This is a genomic window from Tardiphaga sp. 20_F10_N6_6, assembly GCF_052076045.1.
Classification (GTDB): domain Bacteria; phylum Pseudomonadota; class Alphaproteobacteria; order Rhizobiales; family Xanthobacteraceae; genus Tardiphaga; species Tardiphaga robiniae.
Genome location: NZ_CP197239.1, coordinates 3725813 through 3747230, shown reverse-complemented (window position 1 = coordinate 3747230; position 21418 = coordinate 3725813). Strand labels below are relative to the sequence as shown.

The 21418-nt window shown below is 62.4% G+C and carries 20 protein-coding genes; 18 read left to right on the top strand and 2 right to left on the bottom strand.

Features of this window, described 5'->3' with window-relative positions; all coding sequences use genetic code 11:
* Positions 1-6 precede the first annotated feature (6 nt).
* The 6 genes from AB7813_RS18035 to AB7813_RS18010 all read left to right on the top strand — a co-directional run bounded on the left by AB7813_RS18035 (position 7) and on the right by AB7813_RS18010 (position 5817).
* Positions 7-507 (top strand): FixH family protein, encoded by a 501-nt coding sequence (locus AB7813_RS18035; protein ID WP_439065233.1) that lies wholly within the window; start codon positions 7-9, stop codon positions 505-507.
* A gap of 8 nt (positions 508-515) precedes the next feature.
* Positions 516-686 carry a cbb3-type cytochrome oxidase assembly protein CcoS gene (gene ccoS, locus AB7813_RS18030; protein ID WP_089267801.1) on the top strand — a complete coding sequence of 57 codons (171 nt, stop codon included), beginning with the start codon at positions 516-518 and terminating at the stop codon, positions 684-686.
* Positions 687-889: 203 nt separating this feature from the next.
* Entirely contained in the window at positions 890-2473 is a 1584-nt protein-coding gene (locus AB7813_RS18025; RefSeq protein ID WP_231078865.1) for a GMC family oxidoreductase, read from the top strand.
* 43 nt (positions 2474-2516) lie between these two features.
* Positions 2517-3680 carry a M20 family metallopeptidase gene (locus tag AB7813_RS18020; protein WP_244528046.1) on the top strand — a complete coding sequence of 388 codons (1164 nt, stop codon included), beginning with the start codon at positions 2517-2519 and terminating at the stop codon, positions 3678-3680.
* 83 nt (positions 3681-3763) lie between these two features.
* A complete protein-coding gene (locus AB7813_RS18015; RefSeq protein WP_439065232.1) occupies positions 3764-5485 on the top strand; it encodes an FAD-binding protein in 1722 nt (573 codons plus the stop codon).
* Positions 5482-5817 carry a 2Fe-2S iron-sulfur cluster-binding protein gene (locus tag AB7813_RS18010; RefSeq protein ID WP_439065231.1) on the top strand — a complete coding sequence of 112 codons (336 nt, stop codon included), beginning with the start codon at positions 5482-5484 and terminating at the stop codon, positions 5815-5817. The genes AB7813_RS18015 and AB7813_RS18010 overlap by 4 nt, the downstream gene beginning before the upstream one ends.
* A gap of 78 nt (positions 5818-5895) precedes the next feature.
* Here the strand turns inward: AB7813_RS18010 and AB7813_RS18005 are convergent, their stop codons facing one another.
* Positions 5896-6390 (bottom strand): MarR family winged helix-turn-helix transcriptional regulator, encoded by a 495-nt coding sequence (locus tag AB7813_RS18005; protein WP_320445806.1) that lies wholly within the window; start codon positions 6388-6390, stop codon positions 5896-5898.
* Positions 6391-6551: 161 nt separating this feature from the next.
* Here AB7813_RS18005 and AB7813_RS18000 point away from each other — a divergent pair, with 161 nt between their 5' ends.
* The 11 genes from AB7813_RS18000 to AB7813_RS17950 all read left to right on the top strand — a co-directional run bounded on the left by AB7813_RS18000 (position 6552) and on the right by AB7813_RS17950 (position 18857).
* On the top strand, positions 6552-7829 hold the full coding sequence (locus tag AB7813_RS18000) for an amidohydrolase/deacetylase family metallohydrolase (protein ID WP_439065230.1): 1278 nt from the start codon (positions 6552-6554) through the stop codon (positions 7827-7829).
* A 51-nt stretch (positions 7830-7880) separates the two neighbouring features.
* The gene (locus AB7813_RS17995; RefSeq protein WP_439065229.1) at positions 7881-10262 is read left to right on the top strand and encodes a xanthine dehydrogenase family protein molybdopterin-binding subunit; all 2382 of its coding nucleotides are present in this window, start codon (positions 7881-7883) and stop codon (positions 10260-10262) included.
* Complete coding sequence (locus AB7813_RS17990) at positions 10259-11092, top strand: FAD binding domain-containing protein (RefSeq protein ID WP_441228252.1); 834 nt, start codon at positions 10259-10261, stop codon at positions 11090-11092. The genes AB7813_RS17995 and AB7813_RS17990 overlap by 4 nt, the downstream gene beginning before the upstream one ends.
* Positions 11089-12291, top strand: a complete 1203-nt coding sequence (locus AB7813_RS17985) for a xanthine dehydrogenase family Fe-S subunit (RefSeq protein ID WP_439065227.1) — start codon at positions 11089-11091, stop codon at positions 12289-12291. Before AB7813_RS17990 ends, AB7813_RS17985 begins: the two co-directional genes overlap by 4 nt.
* Positions 12292-12370: 79 nt before the next feature.
* On the top strand, positions 12371-13525 hold the full coding sequence (locus tag AB7813_RS17980) for an ABC transporter substrate-binding protein (RefSeq protein WP_439083904.1): 1155 nt from the start codon (positions 12371-12373) through the stop codon (positions 13523-13525).
* A 202-nt stretch (positions 13526-13727) separates the two neighbouring features.
* A complete protein-coding gene (locus AB7813_RS17975; protein ID WP_176454739.1) occupies positions 13728-14600 on the top strand; it encodes a branched-chain amino acid ABC transporter permease in 873 nt (290 codons plus the stop codon).
* Positions 14597-15643 (top strand): branched-chain amino acid ABC transporter permease, encoded by a 1047-nt coding sequence (locus AB7813_RS17970; protein ID WP_439065225.1) that lies wholly within the window; start codon positions 14597-14599, stop codon positions 15641-15643. The genes AB7813_RS17975 and AB7813_RS17970 overlap by 4 nt, the downstream gene beginning before the upstream one ends.
* Entirely contained in the window at positions 15643-16455 is an 813-nt protein-coding gene (locus AB7813_RS17965; protein ID WP_089267863.1) for an ABC transporter ATP-binding protein, read from the top strand. The genes AB7813_RS17970 and AB7813_RS17965 overlap by 1 nt, the downstream gene beginning before the upstream one ends.
* Complete coding sequence (locus AB7813_RS17960; protein WP_068729545.1) at positions 16448-17152, top strand: ABC transporter ATP-binding protein; 705 nt, start codon at positions 16448-16450, stop codon at positions 17150-17152. The genes AB7813_RS17965 and AB7813_RS17960 overlap by 8 nt, the downstream gene beginning before the upstream one ends.
* On the top strand, positions 17124-17486 hold the full coding sequence (locus tag AB7813_RS17955; RefSeq protein ID WP_439089173.1) for a Rieske (2Fe-2S) protein: 363 nt from the start codon (positions 17124-17126) through the stop codon (positions 17484-17486). Before AB7813_RS17960 ends, AB7813_RS17955 begins: the two co-directional genes overlap by 29 nt.
* 228 nt (positions 17487-17714) lie before the next feature.
* Positions 17715-18857, top strand: a complete 1143-nt coding sequence (locus tag AB7813_RS17950; RefSeq protein ID WP_439083906.1) for an alpha/beta hydrolase family protein — start codon at positions 17715-17717, stop codon at positions 18855-18857.
* Between the two features lie 43 nt (positions 18858-18900).
* On the opposite strand, the gene AB7813_RS17945 is transcribed toward AB7813_RS17950, so the two are convergent.
* Positions 18901-19599 carry a MarR family winged helix-turn-helix transcriptional regulator gene (locus AB7813_RS17945; protein ID WP_439083907.1) on the bottom strand — a complete coding sequence of 233 codons (699 nt, stop codon included), beginning with the start codon at positions 19597-19599 and terminating at the stop codon, positions 18901-18903.
* Positions 19600-19793: 194 nt separating this feature from the next.
* Here AB7813_RS17945 and AB7813_RS17940 point away from each other — a divergent pair, with 194 nt between their 5' ends.
* Entirely contained in the window at positions 19794-21314 is a 1521-nt protein-coding gene (locus AB7813_RS17940) for a porin (protein ID WP_439083908.1), read from the top strand.
* The last annotated feature ends 104 nt before the right edge of the window (positions 21315-21418 follow it).

Here is a 21418-nt window from a genome sequence, read left to right as displayed (position 1 = left end):
AACAGCATGAGCGCCGCCGTTGCCGCACCTCGTCCGATCACCGGCCGGTTTGTCCTGATCTGCCTGGTTTTGTTTTTCGGCATGATCATCGGCGTCAATGTCGTCATGATGAAATTCGCGCTGGAGACGCTGCCGGGTGTCGAAGTGGATAGTCCCTATACAGCGAGCCTCGCTTACGGCAACGAGATCGAGGCCGCGCGTGGCCAGAGCAGTCGCGGCTGGAAGGTCAGCGCGCATGTCGAGCGCGATGCTGCAGGTGATGCCGCGGTCCGTGTCGAAGCGCGCGATCGTCACGGCAATCCGATCACGGGGCTGAGTTTCACCGGGCGGCTGGAGCGGCCGGCCGATCGTCGCGCGGACCGGCCGGTTGAGCTGATCGGGGCCGGGGGCGTGGTCCATCGCGGCAAGGTCGCCGAACTTGCGCCGGGACTGTGGGATCTGGTGCTTGAAGGCGAGGCCGGCGGACAGCGCATGTTCCTGTCGAAGAACCGCCTCGTGCTGAAATAGGTCCAACCATGCAGTCCCTCGTCGTCCTCGTGCCGCTGGCGCTCGCGCTTGGGTTGCTCGGCCTCTGGGCCTTCATGTGGTCGCTGAAAAGCGGACAGTATGAGGATCTGGAAGGTGCGGGATGGCGCGCGATTCTCGATGAGGATCCGCCGGCGAAGAAGCCTGGCGATCCCCTCTGAGGCGGCTCTTTCCGTTCAATCCATCACCGCCACAACTTGTGGCCATATTTTTCCAACCGCCATGCCTTTGCCGCGCGTTGCCTCTGCAGCGCGCGTGCTGGCGTCTGCTGTGCACCGGGCGCATAATGGCGGGAACGGATTTTGCACGTGTTCGGCCGGACAAGATCGGCGTAGGGCGCCGCAGCAGAAAGAAATGAAGCACTATGTATGATGTGATCGTCGTCGGCGGTGGATCTGCCGGCGCTGCCGTGGCTGCCAGGCTCTCCGAAAATCCCGCCACGCGCGTGCTGCTGCTGGAAGCCGGGCTCGACTGGCGCGCGGCGGATGCGCCGTGGGAAGTCACCACAGCGAACCCGATCCCGATCATTCACCAGCGCGAATTCCAGGAAAAGTGGCAGTGGCCGCAGCTGCATTCGCGTCGCGTTGCCGGACAGGATCAGCGCTTCTACTGGCGCGGCAAGGGCCTCGGAGGCTCGTCGATGATGAACGGCCAGATCGCGATCCGCGGTGTCGCCGCTGCATTCGACGAATGGGCATCGCTGGGGTGCACCGGCTGGTCGGCCAGGGACGTCATGCCGCTATTCTCGGTGATCGAGGATGATCTGGACTTCGGCGACAGGCCCGGCCATGGCCGTGGTGGTCCGCTGCCGGTCTATCGCGCGCCGCCGGAGACATGGGGGCCGATCGACAATGGCTTGCGCGATGCGGCGCTGGCGTCGGGCTATGCGTGGTGCGACGACGTCAACGGACCGGATGGCGAAGGCGTCGCCTGCTATCCGATCAACAGCCGCGATCTGCGTCGCATCTCCACCAATGAAGCCTATCTCGAACCGGCGCGCGGCCGCGCCAATCTCGAAATCCGCGGTCATGCGCTGGTCGACCGCGTTGTGATCAAGGACGGTCAGGCGACCGGTGTGATCGTGCACTTCGAGGGGCAGGGCACGCAGGAAATCAGCGCGCGCGAGATCGTGCTATGCGGTGGCTCGATCCACAGCCCGGCGATCCTGCTGCGCTCGGGCATCGGTCCGGCGGACGAGCTGAAGGACATGGGCATCGCTGTCGAGTGCGATCTGCCCGTCGGCCGGAATTTCTTCGATCATCCGCTGTTTCGCACCACCCTCAAGCTGCAGGATGCCGTCGCGCCAAAGGATCGGGACACCCGCCACACCAATTGCTGTGTAACTTACTCGTCGGGCTTGGCCGAGGGCGGCAAGCGCGACATGATCCTGATCGCGTTCAATCACCGTGGCATCGGCAATCCCGGTGCCATCGGCGCCGGCCTGTTCAATGCGTTCTCACGCGGCACGCTGAAGCTCGCATCGACCGATGCGTCGATCGACCCGATCGTCGAGGAGAACATGCTGGCAGACCCCCGCGACATGCTGCGGATGGTCGATGCCGTGAAGCGGCTTGCCGTGATCACCACGCAGCCGGCGCTGGCCGGCATCGCGGACTGGATCCGCCTCACCGATACCGACATGACGCTGCCGCAGGCGGCGGCGTTGCCGACGCGCGAGCTTGAAGCCGTGCTGCGCCGTGACACCGGCGATATCCAGCACGCCGCCGGCACCTGCCGCATGACCGGCTTCAAGGATACGGGTGGCGTGGTCAATCCGGATGGCACCGTGAAGGGCCTCAAGGGTCTGCGCATTGCCGATGCGTCGATCATGCCGTCGGATTGCCGCGCCAACACTCATTTCACCACGGTGGTGATCGGCGAAGCCATTGCGCGCATGATGATGCGCAGGTCGAATGTAGCGTCGCCCGTCGTGGCGATGGCGAAGTAAGAACGCGCAACGCAAGCGCTCAAGAGTGACCGAAGGACAATTCATGTTGAACACTACCGAAACCCAGATCATCGACTGGCTCGCGTCCCAGAAGCAGCCGATGATCGACCTGCTGCGCGACGTCGTGAACATCGATTCCGGCTCCTTCGACAAGGAAGGTGTCGATGCCGTCGGCGCTCGTTTCGAACAGCACTTCGCCGAATACGGCATCGAAACCTGGCGCGAGCCTCATGATGTCTATGGCGATGCCGTGCATGGGCTGATCACCAAACCCGGCAGCAACGAAAAGCCGATCCTGCTGATGGGCCATCGCGATACCGTGTTTCCCAAGGGCGAAGTCGCCAAGCGCCCCTTCACTATTAAAGGCAATCTGGCCCATGGGCCTGGTGTTGCCGACATGAAGGCCGGCGTCGTCATCAACGTATTCGTGGCCGCCGCGCTAAAGAAGTTCGATGCTGCGCCGTGCCCCATCAAGCTGCTGATCACCGGCGATGAGGAGATCGCGTCGCGCTCGTCGCGGCCGATCATCGAGCGCGAGGGCCGTGCGGCGCGCGCCGTCTATAATTCGGAACCGGGACGTCCGACCGGCAATATCACCACGGGCCGCAAGGGCGGCGTGTTCATGCGCTTCGAGGTATTCGGCAAGGCCGCGCATTCCGGCAACAATTTCTCGGTGGGCATCAGTGCCATCGGCGAACTCGCGCACAAGATCGTGCAGATTCATGCGCTGACCGATATGGACAAGGGCATCACGCTGAATGTCGGCCTGGTGTCCGGCGGACAGTCGGTCAACACCACGGCGCCGCATGCCGAAGGCGAGATCGATTTCCGTTACATCGATCCGGCGGACCGCGCGACCATCATGGGCGCCATCGAGAAGATTATTGCGACGTCGACCGTGCCGGGCACGACGGCAAAGCTGCATATCAACGGCGAATTCCTGCCGCTGGTGCAGGACGCTGCGGCGAAGGCGATGTTCGAAGCCTATCAGGCGGCCGCTGTCGACTCGGGCCTCACCACGTTGACCGGCGAATTTGCCGGCGGCTGTGCAGATTCCGGTTTCACCGCCAGCGTCGGCACGCCGACGCTCTGCGGTCTTGGCCCGGTCGGCGGCAATGTCCATACCGACCTGGAGTGGCTGGACATCGAGAGCATCGTTCCGCGTGCACAGACACTGGCGCGGGCGATCCTGCGCACGGAGATCTGACGACGGGAGACGCCGCGTGGCATGGTTCTGGCCCGGCGACGGTTGCTGACAACGCCTTTGTTTGAAGAGACACTCGCCTGACCATGACATCACCTTCTCCCAATACTTCGGTTCCCACCCATCTCGAAGCCGATGTTCTCGTGATCGGCGCTGGCGGCGCCGGCATGTATGCGGCGCTGGAAGCAGCGAAGGGCGGCGCGTCGGTCGTTCTCGCCGATCGGAGCCTGATCGGGCGCGGCGGCGCCACTGTCATGGCGCAGATGACGGTCGCAGCCGCTTTGGGCGAGCAGACACCAGATCACTGGGAACATCACTTTGCCGATACGCTCGCGGCCGGCCGCGGGCTGTGCGACGAACGTCTCGCTGCGTTGTTGTGTGAAGATGGCCCGCAGCGATTGCGCGAGATGGATGCCTGGAAGGTCGGCTGGGCGCGCGAGGACGGCCATATCAAGCAGGCACAGGCGCCGGGCCATGATCGGCCGCGTTGTGCCTATGTGGACTTTCTCTCCACCGGTCCCGCAGTGTCGAAGACGCTGCGTACGCAACTCAACAGCGCCAGCGGCATTCGCCGCATCGGCGATCTCACCATCGTCGATATCGCGCTGCGTGATGGCGAAGCCTGCGGCGCTACGGCGCTGCATCTGCCGACCGGGCAGGCGGTGACGCTGGCCGCGAAGGCCGTGGTGATCGCGACAGGCGGGCTTACCGGTCTCTATCGCCGCAACAGCGCGTCGTCGAATATGGGCGGCGACGGCTATGCGCTGGCACTACGCGCCGGCGCCGAACTGATCGACATGGAGTTCGTGCAGTTCTTCCCGATCGGCCATCTCGCGCCGCGCCTCGTCGGCATGGATCCGATCATGTGGGACCCGTTCCGCTACAAGCTCGGCGGCAAGCTGCTTAATTCCGAGATGCGCGAATTCGAAGAGGACTATGCAACGCGTGACAAGCGCAGCGACGGCACCTATGTGCTAACGCGTGATCTCGCCACCTATGCGATTACCAAGGAGGTCGAAGCCGGCCGCGGCAGCCCCGCCGGCGGCGCCTATCTGAGCTTCCAGCATGTGCCGGAGGCGGAAATCCGCAAGGCGTTCGGGCCGGTGGTGGACCGGCTCGCCGAAAACGGCATCGATCTCGCGCAGCGCCCGGTCGAGGTTGCGCCGATCGCGCATTATCATATGGGCGGCGTTCGCGTGGACGAGATGATGGCGACCGGCGTGCCCGGGCTCTATGCCTGCGGGGAGGCGGTCGGCGGCGCCAATGGCGCCAATCGGCTGTCGGGTAATGCGATCACCGAAGCCTTTGTGTTTGGCGCGCGGGCAGGACGCAGCGCCGCCGAGCGTGCCAAGCAGGGCACTGCGACGTGGTTTGCTGATGCGGCGAAGCCGACCATCGATCTGCTGCGCAGTGCCAGCAAACGTGATGCGCCAAATCCCGCAGCGGTCATCGCGAAGCTGCAGGCCGTGATGGCCGACGATGTCGGTCCGTTCCGCACCGATGCGAAATTGCGTGCGGCGATATCAGCCATCGCGCAATTGAAGGCCGATATCGGCGATACGCCATTCGCGTCAGCGGAAAGCTTCGATCCAGTGCTGGCCGACTGGCTCGATCTGCGCAACATGCTCGCTGTCGCGCAATCGGTTGCCATACCGGCGCTGGCGCGTACCGAAAGCCGCGGCGCGCATCAGCGTGACGATCATCTCGGTCTGGATGATGCGTGGAGCATCAACCAGATCGTGTCGATGTCGGATGGCGACATGACCCTGCGCAAAGTGATGCCCACCACCGGAAAGGCCGCCGCATGAAAGCGACACTCAGCATTCAGCGCGGCGCACTCGGTGAAGCGCCGCATCACGACACGTTCGATATTCCCTTCGAGCACGGCCAGTCCATTCTCGATGGCTTGCGTGCCATCAGGCGCGGCATGGATCCCTCGCTGGCGTTTCGCTTCTCCTGCATCAATGCGAATGCGTGCAAGGAATGCATGATGCTGATCGATGGCAAGGTCGATTACGCCTGCACGGTTCGGCTCAAAGAGGGAATGACGACGCTCGCGCCGCTGCCGAAAAAGGCGCTGATCCGCGATCTCGTCACCGAAATCGCACCGCCTGATGAACGGCTGATGCTGCGGTCCTGAATAATTGTCTGCCTGCTCGGCGGTCAGGCTGATTAATTTATAGTCGTTCTAATCTGGGAAGAGCCCTCTCGGCGACCTTCAATCCGATAGATCAGCGGCTCCGTCGCGGCTGCTGTTCGCTGCGACAATGCGCTGCATCATGGCAATAAACGCAGTCTGTTCCGTTTTGGTGAGGTTGCCGAGCGTGGCGCGGTGCGCCTCGCGTGCGGCGGTTTCGATCTTGTCGAGCAGGGCTGCACCGGCCGGTGTGAGCCGGCAGACGCGGGCGCGGCGGTCGTCGTCGCTGACCGGACGCTCGACCAGCCTGCGTGCTTCGAGTCGCTTCAGCGCGCCCGTCGTCGTCGTGCGATCCAGAGCAATATCAGCGGCTAAGCTGGTTTGATCGGCGGTTCCACGCGCCGCCAATGCAGACAGCAGGCTGTACTGGAGTGGCGTCATCTCGAAGGCACTGCAGGCTTCCTGGAACAGCGCGACATGGATCTGGTGTAGCCGTCTGATCAAAAATCCCGGTCGCTGGGCCAGCGGCCAGGGCTTATGGACGGGCTTGTCACGGCGCGGCTTGGCCTGGGGCAACGCAGTCTCTCCTTGTGTCGGCTACGGCTCGTATGGTGCGAGCGCGTTGAAAAACTACCGCATCGCAATGTTTATGGCACGGACTTTGCTTTTGTAAAATACGAAGTATGCTTCGTATTTTGGTGGACCTCTAATGTCCGCCGGAACGCAAGGAGACCGCCATGTCCGTTACCGCCTCATTCGACCTGCTGCTGCGCGGTGGTCGTGTTATCGATCCCGCTGCTGGTGTTGACGGCATCAAGGATGTTGCCATTCGCAACGGCAAGATCGCCGCAGTGCAGTCCGATATTTTGCCGACCAGCGCAAAGGAAGTGGTGGATGTGACCGGCAAGCTGGTACTGCCGGGCTTGATCGATACCCACGCGCACGTCTTTCAATATGTCAGCGGTCGTTTCGGCATGCAGCCCGACATGGTCGGCGTGCAATCCGGCGTCACCACGCTGATCGACCAGGGCGGCCCGTCCTGCATGACGCTGCCCGGCTTTCGTCACTTCATCGCCGAGCCCGCAAAATCGCGGGTCTATGCGTTTCTGTCGGCCTATCTCGTCGGCGGTCTCGAAGGGCATTTCTATCCCAACCTCTACAGCCCGGACGGTGTCGATATCGACGCGACCGTGAAATCGGCGGTGGCCAATCGCGATCTCGTTCGCGGCATCAAGGCCCATGCGGAAATCGGCGGCTTCGCGCGCTGGGGCATTCGCGTGATGGAAATGGCGGCCGAAATCGGCAAGCGCGCGGAATTGCCGGTTTACGTGCATTTCGGCCAACTCTGGGGTCTGCCGGAGTCAGGCAATAATGGCGAGGACGTCGATACGATTCTGGAGCGCGTGATTCCGCTGCTGAAGGAAGGTGACGTGCTCGCCCATCCGTTCACGCGGCATCCTGGCGGCTTCGTCAATCGCGAAGGCGAGGTGCATCCGGTGATCCAGGCGGCGATCGATCGTGGCCTCAAGATCGATGTCGGCCATGGCAGCCACTTCTCCTATCGCCTGGCCAAGAAGGCGATTGCGGCCGGCATTGTGCCGAACACGCTCGGCGCCGATATTCACGGTTACAACACGGAGGTGCCTGCGCCTGCCGGCACGCCGGATGAGCACGAGGATGACGAGAACCATCCGTTCAAGGGCCAGGCCAAGTTCAGCCTGGTGCAGGCGATGAGTTCGATGATTTCGCTCGGTCTCACGCTGGAACAGGTGGTGCCGATGGTGACGTCGAACCCGGCCAAGATGATCGGCCTGTCCGACAAGATCGGCTCGCTCAAGGTCGGCATGGATGCCGACGTTTCGGTGCTCGTCGAGAAACCCGGCCGTTACGTCCTGCGCGATAACGAGAACACCGACGTGATTGCGAACGGCCTGCTGCAGCCGGCCTTCTGCCTGCGCGCGGGCACCCGCTTCGATCCGATCGCTCCGATCCTTCCTCAGGCCGTTGCGGCCTGAGCTTTGCAAGCCAGTTCGCTAGTCAATCCGGAAGGCGCCGGGAGTTCGTCGATGCGCAATGAGCGAGATATCTCGCCCGCCGCCCCTGTTTCAAAGCAGGGCGTTGGCGCGCGCGTACCGCGCAAGGAGGACGATCGCCTCATGCGCGGGCGCGGGCAATTCGTCGGCGATATCCGGCTGGCGGGATTGCAGGACGTCGCTTTCGTCCGCAGTCCGCTAGCGCATGCGCGAATCCGGGCGATCCATATTCCGGAACGCTATCGCGACGTGGTGTTCACGTCTGCCGATCTTGTCGGTATCAAGCCAATCCGCGCGATCACGGGATTGGCCGGCTTCAAGCCGTCCGATCAACCCATTCTGGCCACCGACAAAATTCGTCAGGTCGGCGAACTCGTCGCTATATGCGTCGCGCCGACGCGTGCCGAGGCTGAAGATATCGCGGCCTCCGTCACGCTCGATCTCGAAGAGCTACCCGCCGTCTATGACATGCTCAAGGCTCGCGAGCCCGGCTCGCCGCTGGTGCATGAGCACTGGGGCGACAACGTCTTTCTCGAAAGCTTCTTCGAACTCGATATTTCCAGCGCTCTCGACGCACCGATCAAGGTGACGCGCGAAATCTCGACCGCGCGGCAATGCATGTCGCCGCTCGAAGGTCGGGGTGTCATCGCCACGTTCGATCATCGTCTCGATCAGCTCACGCTCTATACGGGCAGTCAGATGCCGCACATTGTGCGCAACGGGTTGTCCGATTGCCTTGAGATGGATCAAGGACAGATCAGAATCGTCTCGCCGGATGTCGGTGGCGGCTTCGGTCACAAGGGCATCTTGCTGCCGGAAGAAGTCTGTCTGTCATGGCTCACCATGAAGCGCGGCTTCCCGGTGCGCTGGATCGAGGATCGCCGCGAGCATTTGGTCGCCAGTTCCAACTGCCGCGAGCACCACTACAAGATCACCGTCTATGCCGATCGCGACGGCACGCTGCGCGGCATCGACTGCGAGGCTACTGTCGATTCCGGCGCCTATTCGTCCTATCCGTTCTCGGCCTGTCTCGAAGCCGCGCAGGTGGTCAGCATTTTGCCCGGCCCCTATCAGATGCCGGCCTATCGCTGCCGTACCTATTCGGTGGCCACCAACAAGTGTCCGATCCTGCCCTATCGCGGCGTCGCCCGCACCGGCGTGTGTTTCGCGCTGGAGCTGATGCTCGATCTTGTCGCGGCGGAAGCAGGGCTTGAGCCCGGCGACGTCCGGCTGCGCAATCTGGTGCGGCCGGAGCAGATGCCGTTCGACAACATCACCAAGAAGCATTTCGACAGTGGCGATTATCCCGAGGCGCTGCGCCGCGCGGTGGCGCAGATCGATATCGATGGCATCCGTGCGCGGCAGCGCAAGGGCGAGGATGACGGACGGCTGATCGGTGTCGGTCTCTCGATCTATTGCGAGCAAGCCGCACATGGCACCTCGGTCTATTCCGGCTGGGGCATTCCCATGGTGCCCGGCCATGAACAGGCCACCGCGCGACTGACGCCGGATGGTGGACTCGAACTGAAGGTCGGGGTGCATTCGCACGGTCAGGGTCTGGAGACGACGCTGTCACAGGTCGCATTCGAGATGCTCGGTGTCGATGTCGCAAAAATCCGTGTCGTCCATGGCGACACGGCGATGACGCCCTATTCGACCGGCACCTGGGGCTCGCGCTGCATGGTGATGGCCGGTGGCGCTGTGGCGACGGCGTGTCACGAACTCGGCGAGCGCGCCAAGAAGATCGGCGCCAAGCTGCTGCAGGTCGATGAAGCCAATGTCGTGCTGGTCGACGGCGAAATCCGCGGGCCCAATGGCAGCGTGACGCTGAAGGAAATCGCGCACACCTGGTATCGCCGTCCGCAGGATCTGCCCGGCGATGTCGACCCGGGCGGATTGGAGGCGACCTCCGGTTACAAGCCGCAGCGTGACAGCGGCACGTTCAGCTATGCCGCCCATGCGGTCACCGTCGCCGTCGATCCTGATTTGGGCGATGTGGAAATTCTCGACTACGTCATCGTTGAGGACGGCGGCGTGCTGGTCAATCCGATGATTGTCGACGGCCAGATCTATGGCGGTCTCGCGCAGGGCATCGGCACAGCGCTGTATGAGGAGATGCCGTTTGATCGCGCCGGTCAGCCGCTGAATACGACGCTGGCCGATTATCTGCTGCCCGGCCCGACCGAAGTGCCGGCGCCATGGCTGGATCACATGGAAACGCCGTCGCCTTACACCAAGTTCGGCGTCAAGGGCATCGGCGAAGGCGGGGCCATCGCGCCGCCGGCGGCGATCGGCAATGCGGTGAACGATGCGCTGCGCGGTCTCGGCGTCGAGATGCTGCAGTCGCCGATCACGCCGCGCCGCGTGCTGCAGGGCATTCTCGCAGCGCGCGATGCGAAGAGGACCGCCGCATGAAGCCGGCACCTTTCGCCTATGAGCGCCCGCGCGACGTCGCCTCGGCCTTAGCCGCAATGGCTGGCGATGGCGTGATCAAGATCATGGCCGGAGGCCAATCGCTCGGGCCGATGCTGAATCTGCGTCTGGTGGCTCCCGACACCATCGTCGATATCACCGGCCTCGCCGAGCTGAAGCATGTGGAAGTCGCCGGCGATGAGCTGGTGATCGGCGCCTGCGTCACCCATGCCGATATCGAGGATGGCCGCATTCCCGACGTCACCCGCGGCGCGATGCAACGCGTGGCCTCCGCCATCGCCTATCGCGCGGTGCGCAACCGCGGCACCGTCGGTGGTTCGCTCAGCCATGCCGATCCGTCCGCGGACTGGGTCGCCACTTTCGCCGCACTTGGCGCGACGCTGTCGCTGCGTAGTGCAAGCGGAGCGCGGCGTGTTGCGATGAAGGATTTCCTGCTGGGTGCGCTGGAAAGCGTGCTGCAGCCCGGCGAGATGCTGGAAGCCGTGCGCGTGCCGGCGATGTCTCGCTCCGCGCGCTGGGGCTATGTGAAGAGCTGCCGCAAGACCGGCGAGTTTGCTCATGCCATCGGTGCGGTGCTGATCGACCCCGAGGCGGGCCGCGCGCGTGTCGTCATTGGCGCAGTCGAGGCCGCGCCTATCATTGTCGACAATGCCGAAGAACTGTTCGGCGGGCGTATCCCCAACGATTTCAAATCGCGCTTCGACGCGCGCGTCGCCGACACCCTGCTGTCGAAGGCCGGCATGAGCGATGCCGCCGACCGGCATATTCACGTCACCATTCTGCGCCGCGCTGTTGCGGAGGCCGCGGCATGAACTCGGTCGAACTCACCGTCAACACTCGCGCCGTGAAGAGGGACGTCGAGCCACGTACGAGTCTCGCCGACATGATGCGCGACACGCTCGATCTCACCGGCACGCATCTCGGCTGCGAACATGGCGTCTGTGGTGCCTGCACTATCCTGGTCGATGGCATACCGACGCGCTCCTGCATCACTTATGCGGTGGCATGCGATGGCGCCGATGTCACCACCATCGAAGGTCTTGATGATGACGAGATTGCCACGGAGCTGCGCGCGGCCTTTACCCGCGAACACGCGTTGCAATGCGGCTACTGCACGCCGGGCATGCTGGTCTCGGCGCGCGATCTGGTGAAGCGCCTGCCGGATGCCGACGAGAAGCAGATCCGCATCGGCATGTCAGGCAATCTCTGCCGCTGCACCGGCTATGTCGGCATTGTCCGCGCCGTGCAGTCGGTCATCACCGAGCGCCGCGCGCGCGATATCGCGCCGGAGCCGGATGGCGGGCGCAAGGTGCTGGGACCGGCAGGGTCAGGGCACAAAGCCTGTGTCAGCTCCCAGAAGCTGATGCCCGCGCAGCCTGCTGTATCCGAACCGGCTGCCGCCGTCGCACCGCTGGACATTCCAGACTTCACGCCATCGACCACGCTCGAGCAGCAATTCACTGTCGCGCATGCACCTGCAAAAGTCTTTGCACTGTTCGATGACATCGCGGCCGTCGCCTCGTGCCTGCCGGGCGCCACGCTGGTCGGCACGCCCAGACCCGAGCGTGTCGAAGGCGCGATCCGCGTCAAGATCGGGCCGATCTCGGCCAACTTCAACGGCGCCGCCCGCGTTGAGCGCAACGAGGCCGATCTCGCCGGCCGCATTCTCGGCATAGGCAGCGACCAGCGCAGCCGCTCCACCACGCAAGGCGAAATCCGTTACCGGCTGGTGCCGCAGGATGACGGCGCGGCGACGCGTGTGGAGCTTTCCATCGGCTACAGCCTCACCGGCATGCTGGCACAGGTCGGTCGCAGCGGGCTGGTGCGCGATCTCGCGGCGCGGCTGGTCGCGGAATTCGCCGGCAATCTCGATCGCCGCCTGTCGGGCGATGTGACATCGGCGCCGTCAGCGGCAGCCGATCTGAATGGTGTTTCGCTGATCCTTGGTCTCCTGCGTGAGCGCGCGACGAATGTCGTTCGCCGCCTCACCGGGCGCGGAGGATCGGCGTGAGAGATCGACGTTCGCGCGGACATGCGAGCGGCGGGGTTTGGACTGCGCAAGTTTCATCAGCGTAACACTGGAGGACCACATGATACGGACCATCAAAGCCGCCTCGGCGGCCGCCCTGGCCATTGCTTTCCTGAGCAGCGCCGCCACTGCGCAAACCATCAAGATCGGCGTCAATGAGCCCCTGACCGGCGCCTTCGCCGCATCGGGCACCTATGTCGTCAACGGCGCCAAGATCGCCGCCGACGAAATCAACGCCAAGGGCGGCCTGCTCGGCAAGAAGATCGAACTCGTGATCGAGGACAACAAGAGCAACCCGACCGAAGCCGCTGCCGTCGCCGAAAAGCTGATCACCCGCGACAAGACGCCAGTCATGCTGGGCGCCTGGGGCTCCAGTCTCACGCTCGCGGTGATGCCGAAGCTGGTCGAGTACGAAACCGCGATGGTGGTCGAGACCTCGTCGGCGAGCAAGATCACCACCTCGGGCAATCCTTACGTATTCCGTATCTCGCCGCCGTCTTTCGTGGAAGCGGCTGCGTTCAAGAACATCGTCGACAAGCTGGCGCTGAAGAAAGTCGACTTCCTTGTGATCAACAATGACTGGGGCCGCGGCACTGCTGAGGACTTCAGCAAGATGATGAAGGAAAAAGGCATCACCATCGGTCTGGTCGAGACCATGGACCAATCGGCGCAGGACATGAGCGCCCAGCTCGCCAAGATCAAGGCAACGGATTCCGAGACCGTGATCATCACGGCTGCGGTCGACCAGCTCACTTTGATCTTCAAGCAGGCCGCAGCACTCGGCCTGAAGAAGCGGATCATCACTACCGGCGGTTCGCAGAATCCCGATCAGATCATCGCGCAGGCCGGTGCCGCCGCGAACGACACCATGCATCTGACGACGTTCTTGCCGTGGATGCCGGAAAAGACGCCCAACCCGGAAGCCACCACCTATTTCATCAACGAGTGGAAGAAGCGCGGCTTCGATTTCGCCGGCTGCACCGAGAGCTTCCGCGGCTATGATGGCATCCGCACCATCGCGGCAGCCATCGAGAAGGCCGGCAAGGCCGAGCCGGCCGCGATCAAGGATGCGCTCTGGAAGATCGACGTCAAAGGTTTGAATGGCGACATCATCTTCAAGAAGTCGGGCCCGGCCGGTTCGGAGAGCGGCCAGAGCTTCCCGAATGTCTATCTGGTCGAGATCTCCGGCGGCAAGATCGTGATGAAGGATCTGTGATCCAGACGAACTCCGGCAGTGAGCTCCCTCGCCCCGCTCTTGCGGGGAGAGGGCTGGGGTGAGGGGCACTTGCGAGTGAAACTCTGGCTCCTCTCACCCGAAGCCTCGCTGTCGCTCGGCTCCGACCTCTCCCTGCCCGGCGAAGCAAAGCTTCGCTAGGCGGGGAGAGGTTAGCACCTTACTCGAACCTTTAGGGCCGCTCGTGGACCAGCTCCTGCAACACCTCGTCAATATGCTTGTGCTCGGCGGCACCTATGCGCTGCTCGGCATCGGGTTGACGCTGATCTTCGGCATCATGAACGTGGTGAACTTCACCCACGGCATCCTCTACACATTCGGCGCCTATATGATGTTCATTGTCGTGCATCAGCTCGGGCTGAATTTCTTCGTGGCGCTGCCGGTGGCGATCGTCGCTGGCTGGCTGCTGGGCGCCGTCATCGAGATCACGCTGCTGCGGCCGCTGCGCGGCGCCGATATCGATACCACCATGCTGGTGATGATCGGTGCCTGGATCGCGATGCAGTCCGGCGCGCTGTGGATCTGGGGTGGCGTCGCCAAGTCGATCGACAATCCGTTTCCTGACGCGCCGCTGGTGATCGGACCTGTGTCCGTGTCCTGGCTTCGCCTGTTCGTGCTGTTCGCCGCCGCGCTGCTGATCGTACTGGCCTACTCGCTGATCAATCTCACGAAACTCGGCAAGGCGATGCGCGCGACCTTCCAGGACTCCGACACCGCGGCGCTGATGGGCGTCAATGTCAGCCTGATCTACACATCGACTTTCGCCATCGGATCGAGCCTTGCGGCTGCCGCTGGTGCATTGCTCGGTCCGGTCTATGTCGTGTTCCCGCAAATGGGCGATCTCGCCGCGGTGAAGGCCTTCGCCATCGTCATTCTTGGCGGCCTCGGCAATATCACCGGCGCTGTCATCGGCGGCTTCATTCTCGCACTCGCTGAAGAGCTCGGTGCTGGCTACATCTCGTCGGGCTATCGCGATGCCATGGGCTTCCTGATCATCATCATGGTGCTGATCTTCAAGCCGACAGGATTGTTTGCACGGGCGGAGCGCGTCGGATGAAACAGATCGTCACTCTCCTCTGTCTCGCCTTCTTTGCCTCCGTGCCCATGTGGCTGACGGATCCGTATCTGCTCAACGCGCTGATTACGACCGGCATCTTCATCATCGGCGCCATGAGCCTCAATCTGCTGCTCGGCTTTACTGGACAGCTCAGCCTCGGCCATATCGCCTTCTTCGGCATCGGCGCCTATGTCAGCGCGCTGACATCGCTGGGATTCGATGTGCCGATCTACGGTGATTTCCACATCGTCCACGTGCCGTGGCCGCCGATTGCAGGTTTCTTTCTGGCGATCATCATCTCGGGCTTCTGTGGCTATCTGGTCGGACGCCTGTCCTTCAGCGTGCGCGGCGCTTACTTCGTCATCGTAACGATTTCGTTCGCCGAAGTTGTGCGGCTGGTGGCGCTGAACTGGGTCGAGCTGACGCAAGGCCCGCTGGCGTTGACCAATATTCCGTCGATCACCATCGGGCTGCCAGGGCTTGGCTATCTCGTGCTGAAGACCAAGTTTCACAATTACTATCTTGTGCTCGCAGTCGCCGCGATCTCGTATTTCCTGATCTCGCGTCTCGTTCATTCCCATTACGGCCGCGCCATGCGCGGGCTGATGGAGAACGAGACGCTGGCTGTCGCCGTCGGCATCGATGTGACAAAGACGCTGACACTGGCAGCCGTGATCTCTGCGGGTATCGCCGGCGCGGCGGGAAGCCTTTACGCGCATTACATCCGCATCATCGATCCCGACGTCTTCGCTTTCATCTCGACGGTGACCATGGTGATCATGGTGGTGTCGGGCGGTAAGGGATCGCTGGCCGGGCCTGTGGTCGGCGGCGTCATCTTTGGCCTGCTGCCTGTGTTCCTGCGGCCGATCATGCCGCCGGAGGCACAGTGGATCACCTATGGCGTGGTGCTGATCGTCATCCTGTTCGTCATGCCGCGCGGCATCGTGCCGTCGCTTGCCGCGAAACTCGGTTTAGCGCGGGCCGGCGGAACCAGGCGGGCGTCCATCGCCGTCTCCGAACGTACCGCCGAGGAGCGCGCCTGATGGCCGAGACAGTACTCAGCATCGAACACGTCGCGGTCCATTTCGGTGGCCTCGTCGCAATCTCGGACATGAATTTCCATGTCGACAAAGGCGAGATCGTCAGCCTGATCGGGCCGAACGGTGCCGGCAAGACCACGGCCTTCAACGTCATGACCGGCTTTCTCACGCCCACGAAGGGCGCGGTGAACTATTGCGGCGCGGACCTCAAGGGCAAGAAACCGCATGAAATCGCAGATCTCGGGCTGATCCGCACCTTTCAGCGCACCAGCGTGTTTCCCAACGACACGGTCTACGACAACGTCCTGATCGGCCTGCATCGCCAAGGCGAACTTAAAGGCAAGCTTGGCCTTGCCGAAGCCATTCTCGGCCTGCCGCGCGCCCGCGCATCCGAGAAAGCCCAACGCGCGCGCGCGGCCGAATTGGTGCGCTGGATCGGCCTCGAAGCCCGCGCCAACGATCTTGCGGGCTCGCTGTCCTACGGCGAGCAGCGTCTCGTTGGTGTCGCGCTGGCGCTCGCCGCGCAGCCGAAGATGCTGCTGCTGGACGAGCCTGTGTCCGGCATGAACGCGTCGGAGACGCATACTTTCGTACAGCTGATCCGCAATATCCGGGATCGTGGCGTCACGATCCTCTTGGTCGAGCACGACATGCCGATGGTGATGAGCGTATCGGATCGGATCGTGGTGCTGAATTACGGCCGCATCATCGCCGAAGGACCGCCCGACGAAATCCGCAAGAATCCCGCAGTGATCGAAGCCTATCTCGGTCAGAGCGCGAAGGATGTGGTCAAGGAGGTCGCAGTCCATGCTTGAGATCCGTGACATGGTCTGCGCCTATGGCCAGATCTCTGCCCTCAAGGGCATTTCGCTTTCGGTCAAGGCCGGTCAGCTCGTGGCGCTGATTGGCGCCAATGGCGCCGGCAAAAGCACGACGTTGCGGGCGATCTCGGGCCTCGTGCCATCGCGCTCCGGCAGTCTGCATTTCGACGGCGAAGACATCACCGGCATTGGCGCGCAGCGGGTGCTCACAAAGGGCATCGCACATTGTCCGGAAGGACGTCGCGTTTTTCCGCATATGACGGTGGCCGAAAATCTCGACATGGGCGCCTATCTGCGCTCGGACACGAGCGAAGTCGCAGTGGACCGCGATCGCATTTATGGCGAGTTTCCGCGCCTCGCCGAACGCCGCAAGCAGGCGGCTGGCACGCTGTCCGGCGGCGAGCAGCAGATGCTGGCCATCGGCCGTGCATTGATGTCGCGCCCGCGCCTGGTGATGTTCGATGAACCCTCGCTCGGTCTCGCGCCCAACATCGTCGAGCGCACCTTTGCGATCATCCGCGCGATCCGCGATGCCGGCACGACTGTTTTGCTAGTTGAGCAGAATGCCTTCGCCGCGCTCGAGATGTGCGATCATGCCTATCTGCTGGAGTCCGGCCGTGTCGTGCTGTCCGGCGCGGGAGCGGAGCTGATCGAGAACGAGCATGTCCGACGGGCCTATCTTGGCGGATGACGACAATCCCGCCCGATGGGTCGCTGTCTGTTCGCGCGAGCGTCTGACCGAACAGATAATCGTCTGCGTCAACGTGGCTGGCTTCGGTATTCTCATCGTGCAGGATGGTGAGACGATCTACGCCTGCGAGCGCGCCTGTCCGCATGAGCAGGCAGATCTCAGCCTTGGCCGAGTCGCCGATCGCCGGCTGCACTGTCCGCGTCATCTGGCCTGGTTCGATTTGGCAGACGGCAGCATGTCGCCGGGCTGGCCGAGCAGGGGTTTGCGACGCTATCCGGTGTGCGAAAGCGATGCGCAAATCTGGGTCGATGCACAGGCCATCGTCCCGACGTAACAAGCCTTCGCGCGAGTTACGCGGCATCCGGCCTGGATGCAGAATTCGTTGGCGCTGCAGCATTCAATTAGTGCAGCTCCGGTATAATAATCATGCTTGCCCCCTCGTAAAGCGCGGATAATACTGCTGAAAAGTCGGACTCCCGAGTGTGTCTGGCAGTACACAAATGGGCGTAAGACCCATGCTTCTCGTCGAACTTCCAAGTGATCTCCGTCAAGGGCCAGGGATGTGACCATTATCGATTTTGCCAAGGCCATCCCGTCGTCGCAGGCCCGCGGCTGGCAGCAATGGCCTGGCCATGAAGACTTTTCGCTGCAGTTCTTGCGCGTGCTGCGCGCGGCGCAGGAAGGCGGAAGTACCGTTTCGGAATGTTTCCTGGCGGCGGAGCGCATCAATCCGCGCGATGACGAGAGCTGGTATCGTGAATGGTATAGCGCGGCTGATATCAACCGTGAGCGCGCCGCGGAGGCGCTGGCCAGCGGCCGAATCCCGACGGCGCTGAGCAATTGGCTGCGCGCAGCCAACTACTATCGCACTGCTCAGGTCATGCTCGCTTGCAGCGATCCGCGGCAAGGCGCCGCCATCGCACTGATGCAGGATTGCGCCCGATTTTACGTGCAGTATGCAACGCCTGCCGGCGAGGTCGTCGAGATCCCGTGGCGGGACGGTGTGTTGCAGGGATACTTCGTTCCTGCGCCGCGCGCGACGCGGCCGCTGCCGGTCGTTCTCTGCGTCGTCGGGCAGGGCCACTACAAGGAAGAGCATCTGCACAGGGTGCCCAGCTACGCGCTGGACCGCGGTCTCTCGCTGTTGCTCGTCGATTTGCCCGGTCAATCCTATAGCCAGGAGATGGTCGGATCGCCTTGTCGGTATGAGGTCGAAACGGCGATCAGCGGCTGGGTCGATTTTCTGGCCGACCGCAGCGATATCGATCAGGAGCGAATTGCGATCTTCGGAGACGGCTTGGGAGCTGCCTTTGCGACGCGCGGCGCCAATCTCGACGACCGCTTTGCAGCAGCTGTTTGCGATGCCGGAATCTGGGAGCTTCACGAGCGCGCGTTTATTGCCAGCCGCATTTCAGGCCGGGCTGGTCTGGGCTGTCCGAGTGAAATCGAGGGCTTTAACAGCAGCAGCGTTGCCGCCAATATCAAATGCCCGGTCCTGGTTGCGATGGGCGAGCGCGACTGGCTCGATGTCGATCACGTCACGGAATGTTGCCGCGTCATGAAACAAAACGGCCTCGACATCGAACTGAAGATCTTCCGCGCGTCGGAAACGGTGGCCCCGCCCGCCCAGATCGATATTCCGACAGTGGGCAACGAGTTCATTTTCGACTGGATTGTCGATCGTCTGGACTCACGAACGAAGTAGGGGCGCGGCTCGGTCGATTGACCCGCGGCTCATCCGGCGATGGTCAGCTCTCGACTTCCAGCATCAGTGTCGCTTTTTCGAGGCGACTCTTGAGCCGGGACATGTGCTGTCCGATCTCCTTTAAGGCCTGCTCGTCGAAATCGCTGAGAATGAAATCCCCGAGCGACTCCCTGCGGGTTGATAGCGCGGAGATCTTCTTGCTGGCCTTGTCGGACAGCGACATCAGTACGACGCGGGCATCCTCGCGGGACGCGACGCGCCGTATGAAGCCATTCTTCTCGAGCATCTTGGATTGGGTGGTGACGAAGGAGGGGTCGACGTGGAGCATGGCGGACACATCCTTGACCGGCACGCCGTTGCCGCGATCGAGGTCGCTGACGGCCATCAGGATCATCCATTGCGGTCCGCTGATGCCAAGCTCCTTGGCCCAGAACTGGCGGATTCCCTCAAGATGGACGTTGATCGAGGCGATGTCCCAGATGAACTGTCGGATGATCTCCTGATTCTGGCCGGTCACCCAAATTGAAAGCTCATTTTCGTTCCAGCCCGCAGATCCCCCACGCATAGTCACCACTGCCCCGCCGGCCATTCGATCGTCCCACACTTCCCAGAATTCTATAATTGTATCAGTGAATTGTGACGTGCAAACCACGATTTCGTGTGTTGCCGGGAAACCACACTGCATCGCGATAAAGTTACCTGAGTTCATAAAGTATTTTGCTTCTAAGAATTGCGCAGGCATTCTCAGTTCCGGCGATGGGGAAACCCTCAGTCGTCCCGTTGAAGTAGTTCGCTTGAGTGCCTCGCGTTATGCGGGTGTTTCCGAAAGCGCGAAGTATTTGAGCGGTTAGTTTGGGGACTTGGGGGACTAAATCTTCGGGCGTTCGCGTCTGGCAGATCCGGAACCTTCCCTTTTGGACAACTTGGAGGTTTAACATGACGATGATTAAGAGCCTTATCCTCGGCTCGGCGGCGGGTCTGATCGCCATCGGCGGAGCTCAGGCAGCCGATCTTCCGGTGAAGGCCAAGGCAGTGGAATACGTGAAGATCTGCTCGCTCTACGGCGCAGGCTTCTACTACATCCCGGGCACTGATACCTGCATCAAGATCGGCGGCGCGATCCGTTTGGACGTTGCCTTCAACGGCGGCACCTACGACGTTCCGTTCTGGCAGGGTGGCGCTGGTGGCGCAGGCGTTTTCACGAAGAACTATTACTCGACCCGTGAGCGCGTCAACTTGACGACGGACACCCGCACCGCGACCGAATACGGCGTGGTTCGTACCTACGCGAACATCCAGTTCGACTTCCTCCAGGATCGTGAATCGATCGCTGGTGGTTACACCGAAGTCGACTACGCGTTCATCCAGTTCGCAGGCTTCACCTTCGGTAAGGCCGTTTCGCAGTTTGATCCTCAGTGGGCGCTCGCCAAGCCGTACATTTCGTCGGGCTTCAATGCCGGTTCGAACAACGCGACCGGTATCCCGCAGCTCGCTTACACCGCTTCGTTCGGTAACGGCGTGTCGGGCACGATCTCGATCGAGAACGCTTCGCCCTACCGCAACGCTGGTGTCATCAACAACATCACACCGTTCGTTGGTCCGTTCGGCACCAACACCGCCGGCGCCTACGGTGTCGCGTCGAACACCTTCACCGGCAACTCGTACGGCGGTAACCACATTCCTGATATCGTCGGCAACATCCGCCTCGATCAGGCCTGGGGCACGCTGCACTTCGGCGCCGCGATGCACACCATCACCCCGACCTTCTACAGCACCGCTGTTGGCGGTACCGGTACTGAGGCGCTCGGCCACGCCGACGATTCTTACGGCTTCGCTGTGACCGGTGCGGTCGAGTTCAAGAACCTGCCCACAGGCGCAGGCGACAGCTTGAAGCTCGAAGCCAGCTACGGCAAGGGCGCTGCCAAGTATGTCTTCGGTGGCACCACCGACACCAACGGTGGCGGTCGTTATGCCAAGGTCACCGGTAACACCATCGGTTTCGGCTACGTGCTTGACGGCGTCTACACCAACGGTGGCCAGATTATTCAGAGCGACGCCTGGGAAATCAGCGCGTTCTATGAGCACTACTGGACCCCGGCTTGGCGTACTTCGGTGTTCGGTAACTACAGCCACATCTCCTATGGCTCTGACGGTAACGCGCTCCTCGCGGCTGCTTTCAGCCCGGCACGAGTGGCTGGTACCGGATCGAACAACGGTTCGCTGGTGGGTTCGAGCGGCAATTTCGACCTCGGCCTGACCCAGATCGGTACCCGTACCGCCTGGACCCCGGTCCAGAACCTGACCCTGTCGGCTCAGTTCACCTATAGCCGTCTTGAGCAGAATCTCGGTGGTACCTTTACCGGTGCTGTGACCGGCAAGGCGACGCCGGTTGGTGGCTACGCCGTCGGCAATCAGAACGCTTACAACGGCGCTGTGCAGATCCTGCGCTCCTTCTAATTCTGATCGTCTCACGACGACCAGTCTTTGAAACAAAGACCCCCGGCAGGAAACTGTCGGGGGTTTTTGGTTTTATGGAGCCTCGCCCGACCTCGTCCGCTCAA